The following is an 18,672-nucleotide window of genomic DNA, read 5'->3' as shown; positions in this document are numbered from 1 at the left end:
TATCTACTGGCAGGGCAGCATAAGCTGCGTCGTGTTTTCCAGAGAAGCGGGCAGGGAGAAGCGGCATTGCTGGCCGTCCCCCCACGTCACCGTAAAATGTTTTTCTGCTTTTACCGCACCCAGCCAGAGATGGCCGTTTTCGGCAACAATGCTGACTTCGGCGCCGGTCTCCTGGTCGTGAACCCGCGCGCCGAGCGGCGGCATGCCGGTGGGCGTGCGCAGAATGCCAACAACATCCTGCCCCTTACGGGTAGCGATTTGTCGATAACCTATGGCCCCCTCGGTCCATGTGGCGCGGATAATGCGACTGTCGACATCCACACCCTCCGGCAGAGCATTGAGATTGACCTGTACACTGGCAGGTAAATAGCTCGAAAAAGCCGGTAGCACGCCGATGCCAAACGCGTTGGTGGCGTCACGGGACATATTTAATGGGATATTGCCGATGCTTTCCGTGCTGACCATGACGCGCGGCTCGTTGCCATAGCTTCGGCGATGCAGTGCGGCACCCTGGGCAGTCGCGGTGAACGAGCCGTTCCAGCTCGCGCTGACCGAACGGTATTCGTTGGCCTTATAGCTTCCGGAAAGGTTGAGATCTCCCGTCCCGGCATAGTGCTGATAGGTACCGCTGAGCTGCGCGCCGGCGTCGGGCTTTTCACTTTCTGTACTCGCCGATATCCCCCAGGTGTTATTCCTGTCCGAGGCGTCGTACCAGGAGAGCGTCTGGCGCGTATTGTCACCGTTTCTCAGGTCGTAGCTCAGACGACGATCGGGGGCCAGCGGTACGCTCAGCGAGACGTAAACCTGCGTATCATCACCCTGGTCCTGATAATAGGTTTTGCTCCAGGAGGCCGTGACGGCAAGATTTTTCCAGCGACCCAGATCGAAGCTGTAGCCTGCCGTCAGGGTTCCCGTGGTGGAGGAGGCTCTATCCCACCATGTCTGGCGCAGCATGCCGAGATACAGGTTCAAAGACAGGGCGGGAAGGTACTGGCTGGCGGTAACGCTCAGGGTCTGCTTTTCCGTCTCCTTATTGTCCTGCTCATTTTCAAGAAAACGGGCGTAGCTGAGAAATCGGCTGTCGGAGTAACGGTAGCTCGCAAGCGTAAGCTGGCTGCCGGTGGTGTCGAACCGTTTGCTGTAGTTGATGCGGTAGCTGTATCCCGTCTGTTGAGCTTTACCGTCTGGCTGGCTGGTGGCCTGCGTGACATCAAACGAGAGCGCGCCCAGCACATTCAGGTTTTGTCCGATGCCCGCAGCCAGCGCGCGATAATCATTGCCGCTATTCAGTACGCCGCCGTACAGCGAGGTGTGGGACATCATGCCCCAGGAAAATTCGCTGCTCAGAAACGCATTGCCTTCAATGCGGTGCGAGCTGTCCTCACGGGCTTTCCCTCCCGACAGTTTGTAGCGAACCTGGCCTTTGCGGGTAAGGAATGGTACTGACGCCGCAGCAACCTGGAATGTGCTGGTACGTCCATCTTCTTCAGCGACCTTGACGTCCAGGGTGCCCTGTACGGACTGATTGATATCCTGAATCACAAAGGGGCCGGGCGGCACGTTGGTCTGATAGATAATCCGGTCAGACTGGCTGACGGTCACGGTTGCATTGGTCCGGGCGATGCCGGTGATTTGCGGCGCGTAGCCACGCAGTGACCAGGGAAGCATGCGCTCGTCGCTAATAAGCGAGGCGCCGGTATACGAAAAACCATCGAAAATATCGGACTGAAAATCAGACTCACCCAGCGTCAGCTTTGAACCCAATGATGGCAGAGGGCGAAAAAGGTAAGCGCGGGACAACCGGCCTTCGTTCTGCGAACCCTCATCGGTACGATTAAGGGCATACTGATAATCTCCCCGGAACCGCCAGGCGCCTAGGTTCGCTCCGGCGGTCCCGTAGGTGTTCACGTTATCGCTGCCTGGCCCTTCATCTGGCTGGTAGCGACTGGCGAAGAGATTGTAATCCAGCAGTACGCCGGAGACGCCGTTGTCCCAGGTTGCAGGCGGCATCCAGTCGGTGGCGCGGTACTTTAGCCAGGCCTGAGGTATGGTTACCTCCAGCGTTTGTGTCGCCTGGATAAACTCGAAATGCACCTGCGGCAGACCGGAAAAATCGACGCAGCCTGTTTTATCGGCAAGCGTGCCGCGGATCTTGTCATCCAGGCTGAAAGTATCAGCCAGGTCTGCCGGAATGCAGACCTCCGTTGTGTCCCCTTTTTTTTGCCAGCCCAGCAGCCAGCCAGCGGCAAGCGGGGTTTTATTTATCGAAACGGTAACGAAATAATATCCTGGAGCAATATGACGTTTATCTCTGAACTGTGATAAATCAATATTGCTGCGCTGATCTTTATCGATAGCGTTAATGTTAAACTCAACGGCGAGAAGCGGGTGTGAGATAAGAAAGCCTGCGATGATTAATCCTGGTGAACTGTATTTCATCATTCAGCTCGAAAATAAAATAACCGCTATGGCTGGCAAATATATTGCCAGCCGAAATAAAATTAACGATATTTGCTTATTTATACAGCAATACATAATTCGCGGTTGATTCAACCTGACCGGCCGTTGCTGTTTTACCGTTGACTACTTCCATCTGAGCTTTGAAATGCAGCGTCTGAGTAGAGGAACCTTCTGACAGGTCGACGCTGTTCGCGGAGCCCAGTGTAATGGGGGACTCTGCGTTATTCAGCAGACGAACCCCGACGTTCTGCGCACCGCCGGCATAGGTGTTGCTCATCAGGTTGCTATCGGTGGTGTCGGTTGCCGTGCTGCTGAAGGTCACATCCACCTTGGTGACGGGAGTTGCAGTTTCATCTGCAGCATCAAGCTGGCAGTTTTCCAGGTTAATATCAACCGGTACCGCGGTGGATTTTTTATTCGCATTCATCATCGCCGTGGTGAACTGGCCAAGTTCAATCTCTTTATCAATACTGTCTGGTGCAATATTACACGGTGCGTCAATAATAACGCCCTTAAAGGTGATTTTACCGGAGCCCTGATCGCTTGCCAGTGCAGTGCCAGAGATAAGAGAGGTTAACGCAACCGCTAAAAGTGCTTTTGAAATATTTCGCATGAAATATCCTTTTATGAATAATGTTTAAAATGTATTTGTTTTCGAGGCAGTCGCATTCTAAAACTAATTGTAACGGTCTGTGATTAAAAAATAATTAAAGACTCATTAAGCTTTGATTCATTAATTATTGAAGTGAATGGCTTATGCAGAAAAAGAGAGGGTGAAATGCTGAAAAAGCAGACCAACATGAGATGCTGGTCTGCTTTTTGATCAATTATTGATAATTGATTTTGACAATAATGTCTTTACTGAAGGGTCCGAGAGCAATGGCTTCACCCGGTTTGCGGGTGAGTTCAGCCGTATAATCGTGAGTTAGCGTCGTCACCGTATCATCAGGGTGATAGGTTGCAAAAGGAAGATACTGATTGTACGTCACGTCGCCGTTGGTTTTATCAATGAGACGCATGAGTAAACCATTTCCCATGTCCAGATGCGTATCATCGTAGAGCGTATCGGTGGTGTAAAAGCTGGTCGTTACGTCAAACTGTTCTGAACAGCCTGCAGTGGCATCCCGGATTGTCGAAATGCTAAACGGTGAGGTGAGGGCGCTGGTGCTGACTGCACTCTCCGTAAACTGGCCAAAATTCACAATCTGATTTTCAGGATAGATCCGGATATCCACACCGCAGTCCAGGAAGTGAATATTGGAGAGGCCGGCGATATCGTAATGCAGGTTTTTGGCACCAGGCATGACATTTATTCCGCCAACACCATCAAAGGTAAGTACGGTGACCGAAGGGAATGTGAAGTCAAACTGCTCTTTTGGTACCGCTTTTAACTTTACGTAGAGGCGAAACCGCACGGTGAAAGTGACGTTTTTTTGTATTGTGGTGCCGTTACACGCTGCGACTTTATATTCTCCGTAAAAGTCCTCTTTTTTATCGAGACAGGCGCCGGTATCAATTTTGATATCAGGGGTATCATAGTCAACGCCGTTATAGGTCACCCCAAATGCCAGATAGGGATTGTTGGTCATCAGGCTATCGGTATTATGAAAACTGTCCAGGATATAGGCATATATATTTTCACTCCATGGATCCTGGTCGACCGGCTTAGTGTGATCGCGCGTAGCGTTATCGCAATACACCGTCACCAGCAAATCGCCGCTTTCCCAGATTTTTTGGCCGGCAGGGGCGTTTGCGGGCACGGTGAAAGCCGGCAACGTGGTTGTCACCAGGCTTGCCCCCCCTTTTGAACCTTTATAGCATTCCAGCGCCCATGCGGATGATGAGAACAAACAAAATAATGCGATTGCAGCGAAGCAGATCCTTTTCATCATTATCCCTTTTTCACCGGCTTGCTCTGACAGGTGTTTTGCACCGCATTACAGTTCACTTTAAACATTTCCAGCCCGCCGTAATCTCCAACATAGCCTATCTGAAATTCTGCAGGTAAATTCCGCAGCGTCTGAGAGGCCTGGCCGAAAGGTTCAACCATCACGCTTTCTGCACCCGGTAACAGCGTTTTGCCATTCAGTCCGATATATCCCACGGTGATGTAATAGGGGCTGTAATTTTTGAGTTGCAGACCGTCAGCCGAGCGGGATATGACCACTTTTTCCAGCGGCACAAATTGTCCCTCTTTCAGCTCAATGGCTTTTGGCCGCCAGAACAGTTTAAGCCGGCTTTGCATGGCGATTTGCATCACGTTCTTCTGCTCGGCTTTGGGCGGGATCTCCCGCATGTTGTAATAAAACAGCGACTCGCGATCGGCGGGCAGTTTGCTGAGGTTTTGCTGTGCCATCAGGCGAACCTGCGCCTGTTCGTCAGGCTCGATACGCAACAGTGGCGGAATAGGGGAGATAAACTCGCGCGTTTTTTTTCCCTCTTTATCCTCAATCCAGGACTGAGCCAGATAAGGGGCGGTTTTACTCTGGTTCGTCAGTCTGACCGACACGCTTTTTGCTGAGGCGTTGAAAATGATGCGCGTTCTGTCTGGCGATACGGTGGCATGTGCAATACCGCACACGGCCAGCATGTAGATAAGTCCTTTTGTTAAAAAAGTCATGTTCATTTTATTCGTCCTGAATTAATGCACTGTTTTACAAGGTAAAAATATAGCGTCACCGCTAAGGTTACTTTGGTTCGGCGGCGTGATTTCGCAAGCGTTGCCGGACCAGGTGAGACGTAGCGTGCTGTTTTCCTGAATCCCGCTGAGATAAGCGAAGCCTTCTTCGGCAACCAGCCCGACCTCTTTACCCGTAGCGCTGTCGACGATACTGACGCCCAGGGGCGGGAACTGTCCGTTTTCCTGCCGAATGATGCCGACAATCTGGTAGCCCGTGGTGGCGTTCAGCTTACTGTAACCAATGGCACCTTCGGTCAGCGTGATGCGAATGACGGAGGTTTCAATGTCTACGCCATCAGGCAGCGTGTTGTTGTTAACACGCACCGTTGAGGTGGTGTAGTTGCTGAGTGAAGGCACGACGGCAATACCGAATGCGTTGGTACGCGTGCGCGAACTATTGACCTCAATTCCGGCAACGCCGTCGGCATCGATCATCATGCGGGCGTTATCGGCCGGGCTGTAATCATGCAGGGCTACGCCATGCCGCGTGGCGGTAAGCGAGCCATTCCAGCCCGCGCTGATCGAACGATATTGGTTAGGCTGAACGCTGCCTGAAAGGTTGAGACGTCCGTAGGGGGAATAGTGCTGGTATCCGCCGCGCAATGACGGTTCACCTTCGCGCAAATCGTCTTCCGTCGTCGAGGCAGAGAGGTTCCACGTATTGTTGCGATCGGAGGCGTCATAGTAGGAAACCATGTGAGACGCGCTGTCGCCGCCCGATCGCTGGTAGCTGTACATAATGCTGCGACTCTGTTCCAGCGGAAGGGTGAAGGAGAAGTAGACCTGATTTTCGTCGCTGTCGTCCCAGCGGACCCGGCTTAGCGCCAGCGATGCGGATAAACCTCTTAAATTGCCAATATCAAAATTGCGGCTCACCGAAAAGGAATAGTTCGTGTTGCTGCTGTTGTCCCAGTAGGTGTTACGGGTGACGTTGAAATAGGTATTTAAGGCCAGAGAATCCAGGTACTGGTTGAAAGAGATAACATAGCTCTCTTTTTCGTTTGTCGTTGAGGTATCGCCGTCCCGGGAGGCGAGATATTCGCTCATTGAGACATATTCTTTATCCGAGAATCGATAACCTGCGAAAGTAATCTGGCTGCCGGTTGCCTCAAAGCGTTTCGCATAGTTCGCGCGATAGCTGTAACCACGCTGTTTATCATTTTTTTCCCGATGCAGCGTGGCCTCAGCGCCCGTCACATCAAAAGATATCGAACCGAGCGAATCCAGGTTGAAGCCGATACCGGTGGTCATGGCCTGATAATCATCAGATGTGAGCATGGTACCGCCATAAAGCGAAACGTTACTTAACCAGCCCCAGGAGAGCTCTCCTGTCCAGAAAAGAGGGTTATTGATGTCGTTATGGCCCGTAGCGGTAGGTTTACCGACGGATGTTTTATAACGCACCTGGCCTTTTCGGGTCAGGAAGGGAATTGAGGATGAACCCACCTGGAAGGTGGTTTTGCGCCCATCTTCCTCTTCGACCATTACGTCCAGCTGTCCCTGGTAGGTTTCACCCAGGTCAGAAATTGTGAACGGGCCCGGCGCGACGGTTGTTTGATAAAGAACGCGGCCAGACTGGGAGACGGTCACTTTGGCATTGGTCTGCGCGATGCCGGTAATTTGCGGAGCATAGCCTTGTAAATCTGGCGGCAGCATACTTTCATCACTTTCCAGCGATGCGCCCGTAAAGTGGAAGGTATCAAAAATATCTGAACTTAAGTCGTACTGCCCCAGCTTCATTTTTGATGACAGCGAAGGGATAGGGCGGTAGAGATAGGTCCGTGCCAGACTGCTGTCGCTGCCCGTAGACTCGCCGTGTCGAAAGTTTTGATTGTACTGATAATCTGAACGTAGACGCCAGGCACCCAGGTTAAGCCCGAGCGTACCGTAGGCGCTGACATTCTGGCTGTCGTCGCCCCCGTGCGGATCGTACTGGCTGGCATAGAGATTATAATCGAGTAAAACGCCCGCAATACCTTCATCCCAAAATTCCGGCGGCGTCCAGTTTTGCGCCTGATACTTCATCCATGCCTGGGGAACGGTGACGGAAAGCACCATTGTCCCTTTATTAAGGGAAAAGCCCAGCTCCGGAAAAGTCGAAAGATCAAGGCAACGTCCGACCTGTGAATAATGGAGTCGCGAAATAAAATCGGTGCTCAGTCCGAAATCGGATAGTTGACCGGCATTCACACAAATTTGCGAACCGCTTTCGTTTTCCGTTGCGATCCATTCCATTGTTGCGGATTGAGGCAACGTGTTTTTATTCACCTGAATGCGGACCAGATAGCTACCCGGCGCGATGTGGCCTTTTTTCTCGAACTGGGAAATATCGATATTACTTCGGTCTTCAACGTCAATCATATCTGTGTTGAATTCAACCGCGGAAACTGGCAACACGAATAATGCTGAGTAAAGTGTGGCACTCAGCGAATGCTTAATAAAAGCAGAGAGGCGAGAGAGTTGATGCGCTGAGTGTTTTAGCATAAATCCGTTTCGCTTTTAAAAAGAATGCATAAAAGCCGATGAGTCCTTCATCGGCTACGTTTTCAGACGACAATCAAATTACTTGTATTCAAGAATATAGTTCGCCTGGGCCTGAACGTTACCCGGGGTAGCCGTGCTGCCGGACACGGGCTCCATACGGGCTTTGAAGTTCAGTTCCTGATAGGCATTTGTGGTTGGGAATGACACTTCAATCGGTTTACCCAGCGTGACTTTATTGCTGCCGCTGTCCAGCAAGCGAATGCCTACACCTGTTGCACCGCCAATGTTGCCATCGAGGGTGTTTTTCATCAGGCTGGTGTCAGTCGAATCGGTACTTGCGGAGGCAAAGGTGACCTTCACTTTGTCGATCGTGGTGGTGGTTTGCCCGGTCGTTGTAGAGAGAATGCAATCCTGCAGGTGGATATTTACGTCAACCGGCAGCGAGTTTTTACCGCTGTTCAGCACGCTATCCGCGACTTCGCCTAATTCAATGGTCTGATTTTCATCTCCCGGGGTGATAGAGCAAGGCGCACTGATCACCTCACCGGTAAACGTGATCTTCCCTGAGCCCTGGTTATCTGCCGCCACAGCAGTAAATGACAGGCCAGAAAGCAGTGCCGTTGTCGCAACTGCCAGAATAGTCTTGTTAAACATGAAGATATAATCCTTTATCTAAGATTGGATGGCGCAATAAGTTTAATGAATTAATATTGCAACACATTTATTTCATTAAAGCGGTCGAAATATATCAACCACAATATGGATTATCTCGTGAGCATTTCTTAATGAGCGATTTAGATGTGGTTAATATATTTTTTGAGATTATGAGAGGGATGGATACCTTTTCTATAAAGCCAGAGGCTAGGTTTAAATAGTGATTAACATCAACCTTTTGAGTTTTTTTTAATACACGGAGTGGTAATTGTTTTACGGAAAATAGTTATAAATAATATTTCTTAAGTGAATTCTATGGTGTTCAGAAAGTATGGTGCCGGACTTTGTATCATTAATACTGATAGTTGGCATTCACTGACATAAGAAAAAATTGCGCTCCCTCAATAAGGGGAGCGCAACCGTTCAGCCAATACCCGCCGATTGTAACAAGACGAGGCTGAATCCCATTACGGACATGCCGCACAGCACGCCATAGCTGGGGTTGTTATTAGGGTCGATCTCTTTTGCCAGCGGCATCAGCTCATCTACCGAAAGCGCGACCATAATCCCGGCGACCGCTGCCATGATGGCCGCCATCACAACGGGGGAGACCAGGCTACCCAGGATCAGCCAGGCCAGCACGCCGCCGAGAATTTCTGCCATCCCTGATATCCCTGCCCAGAACACGGCGGTGCGCTTTGAGCCGGTGGCGGCGTAAACCGGCCCGGCGACGGCCAGTCCTTCAGGAATATTGTGTAAGGCGACCGCCAACGCGATGCCAAAGCCCATTTCCAGATTGCTGCTGGCCGTCACGTAGGTGGCGACCCCTTCCGGGAAGTTATGCAGGCTGATGCCCAGCGTCAGCAGAACCGCTGTTCGCTTAATATTCCGCGGCATGGGCGTTACGTTTTTCTGCATTAAATCCTGCGGGTGCGCGTGCGGTAGCATACGGTCGAGGGCAAAGTATCCCAGCAGGCCAAAGACAAACATTCCGTAACCCAGCAGCGGAGACATGCCTTCTGTACCCAGTGCGGCAGGGAGCATCTCCATAAGGGAGATGAGCAGCATGATCCCGGCAGCAAAGCCCAGTGAAAAGGCCAGTACGCGGTTAGATGGCTTCTGGCCAAGCACGCCGAGGATCGCACCGATGAAGGTCGCGGCCCCCGCCAGTATGGTCAGGATCAAGGGGACTGACATGCATTGCTCCTTATGATAATGATTCTCATTAATAGTAATGATTCATTGTGTGCAAAGCGAGAGAGGGAGCTCCGTTTTACACATTCCTTACATTCAAATTTCCTGATGATGATCTTCACGCTTATCTGCGTTCATCTTTGCCCGATTGGGCGTAATGTAGCACCATTAAATTGACACCTTCTGTAAGGATATCACCATGACTTCTTCCCGTATGCCAGCCCTGTTTTTAGGCCACGGTAGCCCAATGAATGTTCTGGAAGACAACGTCTATACCCGCGCATGGCATCATCTGGGCGAGACGCTGCCGCGTCCAAAAGCAATCGTGGTGGTGTCTGCGCACTGGTTTACCCGTGGGACGGGCGTAACCGCGATGGAAACGCCAAAAACCATTCATGATTTCGGTGGTTTCCCGCAGGCGCTGTATGATACGCATTATCCGGCCCCCGGCTCGCCCGAACTGGCGCAGAAGCTGGTGGATTTGCTGGCACCTGTCCCGGTCGCGCTGGATAAAGAAGCCTGGGGCTTTGACCATGGCTCGTGGGGCGTGCTGATCAAAATGTATCCTGAAGCGGATATCCCGATGGTGCAGTTGAGTATCGACAGCACCAAACCCGCGGCATGGCACATGGAGATGGGCCGTAAGCTGGCATCGCTTCGTGATGAAGGCATTATGCTGGTGGCGAGCGGCAACGTGGTGCATAACCTCCGCACGGCGCGCTGGCACGGTGAAAATACCCCGTACCCGTGGGCAACCTCTTTTAACGACTACGTAAAAGCGAACCTGACCTGGCAGGGCCCGTTCGAAGAGCATCCGCTGGTGAACTATCTGGAGCACGAGGGCGGTTCGCTCTCTAACCCGACGCCGGAGCACTTCCTGCCGCTGCTGTACGTTCTTGGCGCGTGGGATGGTCAGGAACCGGTGACGATCCCGGTCGACGGAATTGAGATGGGGAGTTTGAGTATGTTGTCGGTGCAGGTAGGCTGAAAACATGCCCGGTGGCGCTACGCTTACCGGGCCTACAAAACCGTAGGCCGGGTCAGGCGAAGCCGCCACCCGGCAGATCTTACTCCACAAAGATGTGCGGATAGAAGCGTGACAGATCCTGCGTGATCAGCGCGCGATCTTCGCGGATGCCAATCCCGGCAGGTTGATCGTTGATGAGCCAGCTGCCAATCAGCGTATAGCTGTCGCCAAATTTCGGCAGTTGATAAAATTCCTGGACGATCATGCCTTCCTCGCCGTAAGGCCCTTCAACTGCTTCCAGCGTCTTACCGTTTTCGATGATCGACACGTTTGCGCCTTCGCGGGAGAAAATCGGCTTAACGACGTATTTTTCCATTTCTGGGAAATCGTCTTCCGCAAAGTAGGCTGGCAGCAGGTTCGGGTGGTTCGGGAACATCTTCCACAGCATCGGCAGCAGGGCTTTGTTGGAGATAATGCTCTTCCAGGCCGGTTCCAGCCAGCGCACGCCAGCATCTTCCAGCTTGGTGGAGAACATCTCACGCAGCATATATTCCCACGGGTAGAGCTTGAACAGGTTGCTGATGACCTGGTCCTGCATATCCGTAAACTGACCTTTTTCACCCAGGCCGATATCCTCGATATAGAGGAACTCGGTCGCTACCTCCGCTTCGGCGGCGCAGTCCTGCAGATACTGAACCGTGCCGCGGTCTTCTTCCGTATCGCGGCAGCAGGCGAGATGCAGCAGGTTGAAGCCATGCTGTTCGCGCAGCTCGGCAAAACGCTCAATCAGCTTTTCCTGCAGGCTGTTGAACTGGTCGCTGCCTTCCGGCAGGTTTCCGGCATTGGCCTGGTCTTCCAGCCAGATCCACTGGAAGAACGCCGCTTCGTACAGGGAGGTTGGCGTATCGGCGTTATTTTCCAGGAGCTTAGGTTCACCCACGCCATCCCAGGCGAGATCGAGGCGAGAGTAAAGTGAAGGTTGGTTCGTTTTCCACGACTGGCGTACAAAGCTCCAGGTGTGCTTCGGAATGCGGAATTTGGTCATCAGCTCATCGCTGTCGATAACCTTTTCCACGACCTTCAGGCACATCTGATGCAATTCAGCGGTGACCTCTTCCAGTTTTTCAACCTGGGCCAGCGTGAGCTTGTAATAGGCGTCTTCACACCAGTACGGCTCGCCGTACATGGTGTGGAAGTTAAAACCGTATTCGGTGGCTTTTTCGCGCCAGTCCGGGCGCTCGACAATACTGACTCGTTCCATAATCAGCCGCCCATTGAGCGAGTCGAAGACCCGGTCGCGCTGCGCTGCATGGTGGTTTGTTTCGCCACAGATTCACCAAAGCCACCGCGGGTGATGGTGCTGGTGGTTGCTGGCTTAGGTGCCATCGCCGTTTTAGGCACGGTCGTGGTACGGCCAGGCGTTGCTGCACCGTAGTTTTTACCGGTGGCGTCTGTGTATTTACCGTATGCCGGGCTGTTTGGGTTTTTGGAGCTAAACAGCGGCTGCTGCTGGTAGCCCGCGCCGCCGCTCATCAGACGGCCCATCATGTAGCCCGCCATCAGCGGCATCCAGAAGCTGCCGCTGGACTGCGCCTGCGCCTGGTTTTCCGGCGCCATGCCTGCCTGAGCAGGAGCCTGCTGGCACTGGCCTTCGCCGAATTCCGCCACGCAGTCTTCGCGCGAAGCATATTTCGGTGCGGTACGTTCCGCTTCTTTCAGCGCGCTGGTGTAGGCCGTCTTACATTCGGCAGCTTTACCGGTTGCGGCAGAGCAGTCGTCTGCGTTTTGATACATCGAGACCGTTTCGTCGCTTTGCTCACAGCCTGCCAGCATAAAGACGGCGGTGACCGCCAGTGCAACAGGGGTGAGGTGACGTGCGTTCCAGCTTTTGCGGAACGACGCGTGATTCATCGTTTTTGTCCGTTTCATATTTGTCTTCCAGGACCCAGTGGTAATAACGCTCAGGATAGAGGATGAGTGGTTGAAAATGAAGCGAAGAGGGGCGGAATCAGGGGGATCTTTACGTTGGCTTACGTTCGGGTGTGATTTTGCGCCGGGTGGCGCTGCGCTTACCCGGCCTACGATCAAGTAGGCCCGATAAGCGAAGCGCCATCGGGCAATGCTTAATTACGGAACGGATTATTGCCTTTGCTGGAAGGCGCAGTGGTACGCGCAGCAGCTGGCTGTGCAGCAGGGGTATTGCTGTCACCGTTGAAGTTATCAACTGCGGCAACCTGCTCCGGGTTCTCCGGTGCAACGCTGTCCGGAGAGGTGGAGACCGGTTTACCCAGCGCGCTGTTCAGCATCTGCAGGTCTTGCTCGTTCAGCGTACCCAGAGCCTGTTTGATGTTCAGCTGGTTAATCAGGTACTGGTAACGCGCGCTGGAGAGCTGCTGTTTCGCGTTGTAAAGCGTGGTGGTCGCGTCCAGCACGTCAACGATGGTACGGGTACCAACGGAGTAACCCGCTTCCATCGCGTCCAGGGAGCTCTGTGCAGACACAACGGCCTGTTTATAGGCGTTGATGCTGCTGATCGAAGCGTTTACGTTGTTGAAGGAAGAACGCACGGTCTGCACCACATTGCGGTGAGCACTTTCCAGTTGCTCGCTCGCGCCAACAAAGTTGTACTGCGCCTGTTTCACCTGGGAGTTGACCTGACCGCCCTGGTACAGCGGCAGGGAGAAGCTCAGGCCGACTTTGTTCTGGCCCTGGTTGCTGTCGTCATACTGGGCTGTGTTGGTTTTAGAGCCGCTATAGGTCGTATCAGAGACACCGGTAGACGCGCTCAGGCTCAGGGTTGGCAGATGGCCGTCCTGCGCCTGACGAATTTGCTCGCGGGCCAGGTCCTGGCTCAGACGCGCCTGCAGCAAGGTCAGGTTGCGGTTTTCCGCTTCTTTCAGCAGGGCGTTAACCGCCTGCGGTTTATCCGTTTTGAAGCTGTCCACGTTCAGGGACGCCAGTTCAGGATAGTAATTCCCGGTGACCTGGCGCAGGGATTCCAGCGCGTTATCGAGGTTGTTACGCGCGGTCACTTCGTTGGCCAGCACGGTGTCGTACTGTGAACGGGCGTTCTGCACGTCGGTGATCGCCACCAGACCCACGTTGAAACGCTGGGTGGTTTGATCTAACTGACGGTAAATAGCCTGTTTCTGCGCTTCGGTGTAGGACAGCGCGTCAATCGCGCTCAGCACGTTAAAGTAAGCCGTGGCAGTGTTCAGGATCAGCGTTTGCTGGTCGGTCTGATAGGTCACATCCTGGATACCCGCGCTCTTTTCCTGCAGGGTCAGGGCGCGCCATTTGGACATATCAAACAGCGTCTGTGTTAATTGCAGTGAGGCGCTGGTAGCATTGGAGTTAACGCCGTTAGCGTCGCGGAAACCGTTGCTGTAGGTATAATCTGCACCTAAACCTAACTGTGGCAGCAATGGGCTACGCGCTTCGTTAATCTTTTCAAACGCAGCATCACGATCGGCCGCTGATTTACGTAAATCAGGGTTGCCCAGACGTGCCTGCTGGTAGACCTGTAACAGGTTTTCCGCCTGGCTCATTGCACTGAAGCCCGTCAGGCTCAGGCCGATAAGGATGGGGAGCAATTTCTTCATTTGCATTCCTTGTTGTGAAGCAGTATTAGCGCTGATCTAATTAAAAAATAATTGCCGATTCTAACAGAATCATCCACACCAAAAGGTTGGCGTTACGTGCCATCTGGCGGTAATTTGCACCAATCTATCATATAGCCTTACAAACGGCAGCCAAACAGCCTTGAAATTCACAATTTCATCACCATTGCTACCAGGACTCGACTCATGCAAAAACCAGAAAAGTTGCCCGTGACATTCGCCAAAAACGATGTAGAAATTATTGCACGAGAAACGCTTTATAGCGGTTTTTTTTCAATGGAACTTTACCGTTTCAGGCATCGCCTGTTTAACGGTGAAATGAGCGGCGAAATCAGACGCGAAATTTTTGAGCGCGGGCATGCGGCAGTCTTGCTACCCTTTGACCCAGTGCGCGATGAAGTTGTGCTGGTGGAACAGATCCGCATAGCCGCTTATGACGTGAGCGAGAGCCCGTGGCTGCTGGAGATGGTGGCCGGGATGATCGAAGAAGGTGAGTCGGTCGAAGACGTCGCCCGGCGCGAGGCGCTGGAAGAGGCGGGGCTGGTGGTGGGCCGCACAAAACCGGTGCTGAGCTATCTTGCAAGCCCGGGAGGCACCAGCGAGCGCTTGTCCATTATGGTGGGGGAAGTGGACGCCACGACGGCGGAAGGGATCCACGGTCTGGCTGATGAAAACGAAGATATTCGGGTTCATGTGGTGAGCCGGGAGCAGGCTTACCAGTGGGTAGAAGAGGGGAAAATCGACAACGCAGCGTCTGTCATCGCCCTGCAATGGCTACAGCTGCATTATCAGACATTACGAAACGAGTGGAAAAAATGAAGCGCTATACGCCTGACTTCCCAGAAATGATGCGCCTGTGCGAAACCAATTTCGCACAATTGCGCCGCCTGCTGCCGAAAAACGACGCACCCGGCGAAACGGTAAGCTATCAGGTGAGCAACGCGCAGTATCGGTTAACCATAACAGAATCAACGCGCTACACTACGCTGGTGGAGATTGAGCAAACGGCACCCAGTATTAGCTACTGGAGCCTGCCGTCGATGACGGTCCGCCTCTACCACGATGCGATGGTCGCTGAAGTGTGTTCAAGCCAGCAGATCTTTCGCTTCAAGGCGCGGTATGATTACCCGAATAAAAAGTTGCATCAACGCGACGAAAAGCATCAAATTAACCAGTTTTTAGCCGACTGGCTAAGATATTGTTTAGCACATGGAGCAATGGCGATTCCGGTTTGTTAGCGTCATAAACCTACCTAAGGACACCATTTGGAAAGCCTGTTGAACCTGACTGTTGCTGGTGGGGCGCCAGTCAGGATATTACAAATCACCGATACCCACCTTTTTGCCGAAAAGCATGAGACGCTACTGGGGGTCAACACCTGGGAGAGTTATCAGGCGGTACTGAGCGCCATTCACGCTGAAAATCGTGTATGCGATCTGATTGTCGCAACCGGCGATCTGGCGCAGGATCAATCCTCCGCGGCCTACCAGCATTTTGCTGAAGGCATCGCGAGCTTTAGCGTACCTTGCGTCTGGCTGCCAGGAAACCATGATTTCCAGCCTGCGATGTACAGTTCCCTCCAGGATGCGGGGATCTCTCCGGCGAAATGCGTTTTTGCGGGCGAACAGTGGCAGATCCTGCTGCTGGACAGCCAGGTGTTTGGCGTCCCGCACGGTGAGTTAAGCGAGTTTCAACTCGACTGGCTGGAGACCAAACTGGCTGCTGAACCTGAACGTCATACGCTGTTGCTGCTTCATCATCATCCTCTGCCAGCCGGGTGCAGCTGGCTCGATCAACACAGCCTGCGCAACTCCGCGGCGCTGGATCGCGTGCTGGCAAAGTTTCCGCGGGTGAAAAATCTGCTGTGTGGACATATTCATCAGGAACAGGATCTCGACTGGAACGGACGTCGGATGCTGGCGACGCCGTCGACCTGCGTTCAGTTTAAGCCGCACTGCGCCAACTTTACGCTGGATACCATCGCGCCAGGCTGGCGCTGGCTGGAACTGCATGCCGATGGCACGCTGACCACGGAAGTCTGTCGTTTAACCGGCGCACAGTTCCGCCCGGACACCGCTTCAGAAGGCTATTGATGTCTACGCTCCTTTATCTGCACGGATTCAACAGCTCGCCGCGCTCCGCAAAAGCGACGCAGTTTCGCCAGTGGCTGGGCGAGCATCACCCCGACGTTGAGATGATCATCCCGCAGCTGCCGCCTTACCCGGCTCAGGCCGCGGAGATGCTGGAATCTATCGTGCTCGGGCACGGCGGAGAATCATTCGGTGTGGTCGGCTCATCGCTGGGCGGGTACTACGCCACCTGGCTCTCGCAATGCTTTATGCTGCCCGCCGTTGTGGTTAATCCGGCGGTACGGCCGTTTGAGCTGCTGCGGGACTTTCTTGGCGAAAACGAGAACCCCTACACCGGCCAGCAATATGTGCTAGAGTCACGCCATATTTACGATCTCAAAGTTATGCAGGTCGACCCGCTTGAGGCACCGGATCTCATCTGGCTGCTGCAACAGACGGGAGATGAAGTGCTGGATTACCGCCAGGCAGTGGCGTATTACGCATCCTGCCGCCAGACTATAGAAGAGGGCGGAAACCATGCTTTCACGGGCTTTGAGAATCATTTCACCCAGATTGTCGATTTTCTTGGACTGCACAGCCACTGACAATCAATGCGAATTGCTAGTTTAAATCATGACGCAAACCTATAACGCTGATGCCATTGAGGTCCTCACCGGGCTTGAGCCGGTTCGCCGCCGCCCGGGGATGTACACCGATACGACGCGCCCAAACCATCTGGGCCAGGAAGTTATTGATAACAGTGTGGACGAAGCGCTGGCTGGCCATGCCAAACGCGTTGACGTTATCCTGCATGCCGATCAGTCGCTGGAAGTCATCGACGACGGGCGCGGCATGCCGGTGGATATCCACCCGGAAGAGGGTGTGCCAGCCGTCGAGCTGATCCTCTGTCGCCTGCATGCGGGCGGTAAGTTCTCCAACAAAAACTACCAGTTCTCCGGTGGCTTACACGGCGTGGGCATTTCCGTCGTCAACGCCCTGTCCAAACGCGTGGAAGTGAACGTCCGTCGCGACGGCCAGGTCTATAACATCGCGTTTGAAAATGGCGATAAGGTGCAGGATCTGCAGGTTGTCGGCACGTGCGGTAAACGCAACACCGGGACCAGCGTCCACTTTTGGCCTGACGAAAGCTTCTTCGACAGCCCGCGCTTTTCTGTTTCTCGCCTCACGCACCTGCTGAAAGCCAAAGCGGTGCTGTGTCCGGGCGTAGAAATCACCTTTACCGATCACGTTAACAATACCGCACAAACCTGGTGCTACGCCGACGGTCTGAACGACTACCTGTGCGAAGCGGTAAACGGCCTGCCAACGCTGCCGGAAAAACCGTTTGTCGGTAACTTTAGCGGCGATACCGAAGCCGTGGACTGGGCGCTGCTGTGGCTGCCGGAAGGCGGCGAGCTGCTGACCGAAAGCTACGTTAACCTGATCCCGACCATGCTCGGCGGTACCCACGTCAACGGCCTGCGTCAGGGGCTGCTGGACGCGATGCGCGAGTTCTGCGAATACCGCAATATCCTGCCGCGCGGCGTGAAGCTGTCGGCGGAAGATATCTGGGACCGCTGCGCTTACGTGCTTTCCGTGAAGATGCAGGATCCGCAGTTTGCCGGCCAGACCAAAGAGCGCCTCTCTTCACGTCAGTGCGCGGCGTTCGTCTCCGGCGTGGTGAAAGATGCGTTTACCCTGTGGCTGAACCAGAACGTTCAGGCTGCAGAGATGCTGGCTGAAATGGCCATCTCCAGCGCCCAGCGTCGTCTGCGCGCCGCGAAGAAAGTGGTGCGTAAAAAGCTGACCAGCGGCCCCGCGCTGCCGGGCAAGCTGGCGGACTGTACCGCACAGGATCTCAACCGTACTGAACTCTTCCTCGTGGAAGGGGATTCGGCAGGCGGATCGGCCAAGCAGGCGCGCGATCGCGAATATCAGGCGATCATGCCGCTGAAGGGTAAGATCCTGAACACCTGGGAGGTCTCTTCTGATGAAGTGCTGGCCTCGCAGGAAGTCCACGATATTTCGGTGGCGATCGGCATCGATCCCGACAGCGACGATCTGAGCCAGCTGCGCTATGGCAAGATCTGTATCCTCGCAGATGCGGACTCCGATGGTCTGCACATCGCCACGCTGCTGTGCGCGCTGTTCGTGAAGCACTTCCGCACGCTGGTGAAAAATGGTCACGTCCACGTGGCGCTGCCGCCGCTGTACCGTATCGACCTTGGCAAAGAGGTTTATTACGCGCTGACGGAAGAAGAGAAAGCGGGCGTGCTGGAGCAGCTCAAGCGTAAGAAGGGCAAGCCTAACGTTCAGCGCTTTAAAGGGCTGGGCGAGATGAACCCGATGCAGCTGCGCGAAACGACGCTGGATCCGAACACCCGCCGTCTGGTACAGCTGACGATCAGCGACGAGGACGAACAGCAAACCAACGCCATGATGGATATGCTCCTTGCCAAGAAACGTTCGGAAGACCGACGTAACTGGCTGCAGGAGAAAGGCGATATGGCGGATATTGAGGCCTGATGCTGAAAAAGCCCTGCG

At 53.7% G+C, this 18,672-nt stretch carries 16 protein-coding genes; 6 read left to right on the top strand and 10 right to left on the bottom strand.

The window, feature by feature from the left end:
• Positions 1–3: 3 nt before the first annotated feature.
• The 7 genes from AC3WOK_RS12170 to zupT form a co-directional block, all read right to left on the bottom strand.
• A complete protein-coding gene (locus AC3WOK_RS12170) occupies positions 4–2,442 on the bottom strand; it encodes a fimbria/pilus outer membrane usher protein (RefSeq protein WP_492354587.1) in 2,439 nt (812 codons plus the stop codon).
• Positions 2,443–2,515: 73 nt separating this feature from the next.
• Positions 2,516–3,073 carry a fimbrial protein gene (locus tag AC3WOK_RS12165; RefSeq protein ID WP_447856201.1) on the bottom strand — a complete coding sequence of 186 codons (558 nt, stop codon included), beginning with the start codon at positions 3,071–3,073 and terminating at the stop codon, positions 2,516–2,518.
• 214 nt (positions 3,074–3,287) lie between these two features.
• Complete coding sequence (locus AC3WOK_RS12160) at positions 3,288–4,349, bottom strand: pilus assembly protein (protein ID WP_059310585.1); 1,062 nt, start codon at positions 4,347–4,349, stop codon at positions 3,288–3,290.
• A 2-nt stretch (positions 4,350–4,351) separates the two neighbouring features.
• Positions 4,352–5,086, bottom strand: coding sequence for a fimbrial biogenesis chaperone (locus tag AC3WOK_RS12155; protein ID WP_059310586.1), 735 nt, complete (start codon positions 5,084–5,086; stop codon positions 4,352–4,354).
• A 15-nt stretch (positions 5,087–5,101) separates the two neighbouring features.
• Positions 5,102–7,624, bottom strand: coding sequence for a fimbria/pilus outer membrane usher protein (locus AC3WOK_RS12150; protein WP_059310587.1), 2,523 nt, complete (start codon positions 7,622–7,624; stop codon positions 5,102–5,104).
• A gap of 78 nt (positions 7,625–7,702) precedes the next feature.
• Entirely contained in the window at positions 7,703–8,278 is a 576-nt protein-coding gene (locus AC3WOK_RS12145; protein WP_447856199.1) for a fimbrial-like protein, read from the bottom strand.
• A gap of 423 nt (positions 8,279–8,701) precedes the next feature.
• Positions 8,702–9,475 (bottom strand): zinc transporter ZupT, encoded by a 774-nt coding sequence (zupT, locus tag AC3WOK_RS12140; RefSeq protein WP_063957104.1) that lies wholly within the window; start codon positions 9,473–9,475, stop codon positions 8,702–8,704.
• A 196-nt stretch (positions 9,476–9,671) separates the two neighbouring features.
• On the opposite strand from zupT, the gene ygiD reads away from it, so the two are divergent.
• Positions 9,672–10,460 carry a 4,5-DOPA-extradiol-dioxygenase gene (gene ygiD, locus AC3WOK_RS12135; RefSeq protein ID WP_063957102.1) on the top strand — a complete coding sequence of 263 codons (789 nt, stop codon included), beginning with the start codon at positions 9,672–9,674 and terminating at the stop codon, positions 10,458–10,460.
• A gap of 79 nt (positions 10,461–10,539) precedes the next feature.
• Here ygiD and AC3WOK_RS12130 read toward each other — a convergent pair whose 3' ends face one another.
• The 3 genes from AC3WOK_RS12130 to tolC form a co-directional block, all read right to left on the bottom strand.
• Positions 10,540–11,700 carry a glutathionylspermidine synthase family protein gene (locus AC3WOK_RS12130; protein ID WP_059310591.1) on the bottom strand — a complete coding sequence of 387 codons (1,161 nt, stop codon included), beginning with the start codon at positions 11,698–11,700 and terminating at the stop codon, positions 10,540–10,542.
• 2 nt (positions 11,701–11,702) lie between these two features.
• On the bottom strand, positions 11,703–12,368 hold the full coding sequence (locus AC3WOK_RS12125) for a DUF1190 family protein (RefSeq protein WP_492354586.1): 666 nt from the start codon (positions 12,366–12,368) through the stop codon (positions 11,703–11,705).
• A 194-nt stretch (positions 12,369–12,562) separates the two neighbouring features.
• Positions 12,563–14,041 carry an outer membrane channel protein TolC gene (tolC, locus tag AC3WOK_RS12120; protein WP_492354585.1) on the bottom strand — a complete coding sequence of 493 codons (1,479 nt, stop codon included), beginning with the start codon at positions 14,039–14,041 and terminating at the stop codon, positions 12,563–12,565.
• A gap of 204 nt (positions 14,042–14,245) precedes the next feature.
• On the opposite strand from tolC, the gene nudF reads away from it, so the two are divergent.
• From nudF to parE, 5 genes are read left to right on the top strand one after another with little or no spacing between them, the layout of a single operon-like run.
• Positions 14,246–14,878 carry an ADP-ribose diphosphatase gene (nudF, locus tag AC3WOK_RS12115; RefSeq protein ID WP_025758512.1) on the top strand — a complete coding sequence of 211 codons (633 nt, stop codon included), beginning with the start codon at positions 14,246–14,248 and terminating at the stop codon, positions 14,876–14,878.
• The gene (locus AC3WOK_RS12110; protein ID WP_014833293.1) at positions 14,875–15,297 is read left to right on the top strand and encodes a DUF1249 family protein; all 423 of its coding nucleotides are present in this window, start codon (positions 14,875–14,877) and stop codon (positions 15,295–15,297) included. The genes nudF and AC3WOK_RS12110 overlap by 4 nt, the downstream gene beginning before the upstream one ends.
• Before the next feature lie 27 nt (positions 15,298–15,324).
• Positions 15,325–16,152: a 3',5'-cyclic-AMP phosphodiesterase gene (gene cpdA / locus AC3WOK_RS12105; RefSeq protein ID WP_059310594.1), complete on the top strand. Its 828-nt coding sequence runs from the start codon at positions 15,325–15,327 to the stop codon at positions 16,150–16,152.
• On the top strand, positions 16,152–16,733 hold the full coding sequence (yqiA, locus tag AC3WOK_RS12100) for an esterase YqiA (RefSeq protein WP_492354584.1): 582 nt from the start codon (positions 16,152–16,154) through the stop codon (positions 16,731–16,733). The genes cpdA and yqiA overlap by 1 nt, the downstream gene beginning before the upstream one ends.
• A 28-nt stretch (positions 16,734–16,761) precedes the next feature.
• Positions 16,762–18,654 (top strand): DNA topoisomerase IV subunit B, encoded by a 1,893-nt coding sequence (gene parE, locus AC3WOK_RS12095; protein WP_047347830.1) that lies wholly within the window; start codon positions 16,762–16,764, stop codon positions 18,652–18,654.
• The last annotated feature ends 18 nt before the right edge of the window (positions 18,655–18,672 follow it).

This window comes from Enterobacter sp. FW301-JW81, assembly GCF_058788735.1.
The sequence above is the reverse complement of the archived record's forward strand: the minus strand, read 5'-3'. Positions and strand labels throughout refer to the sequence as shown.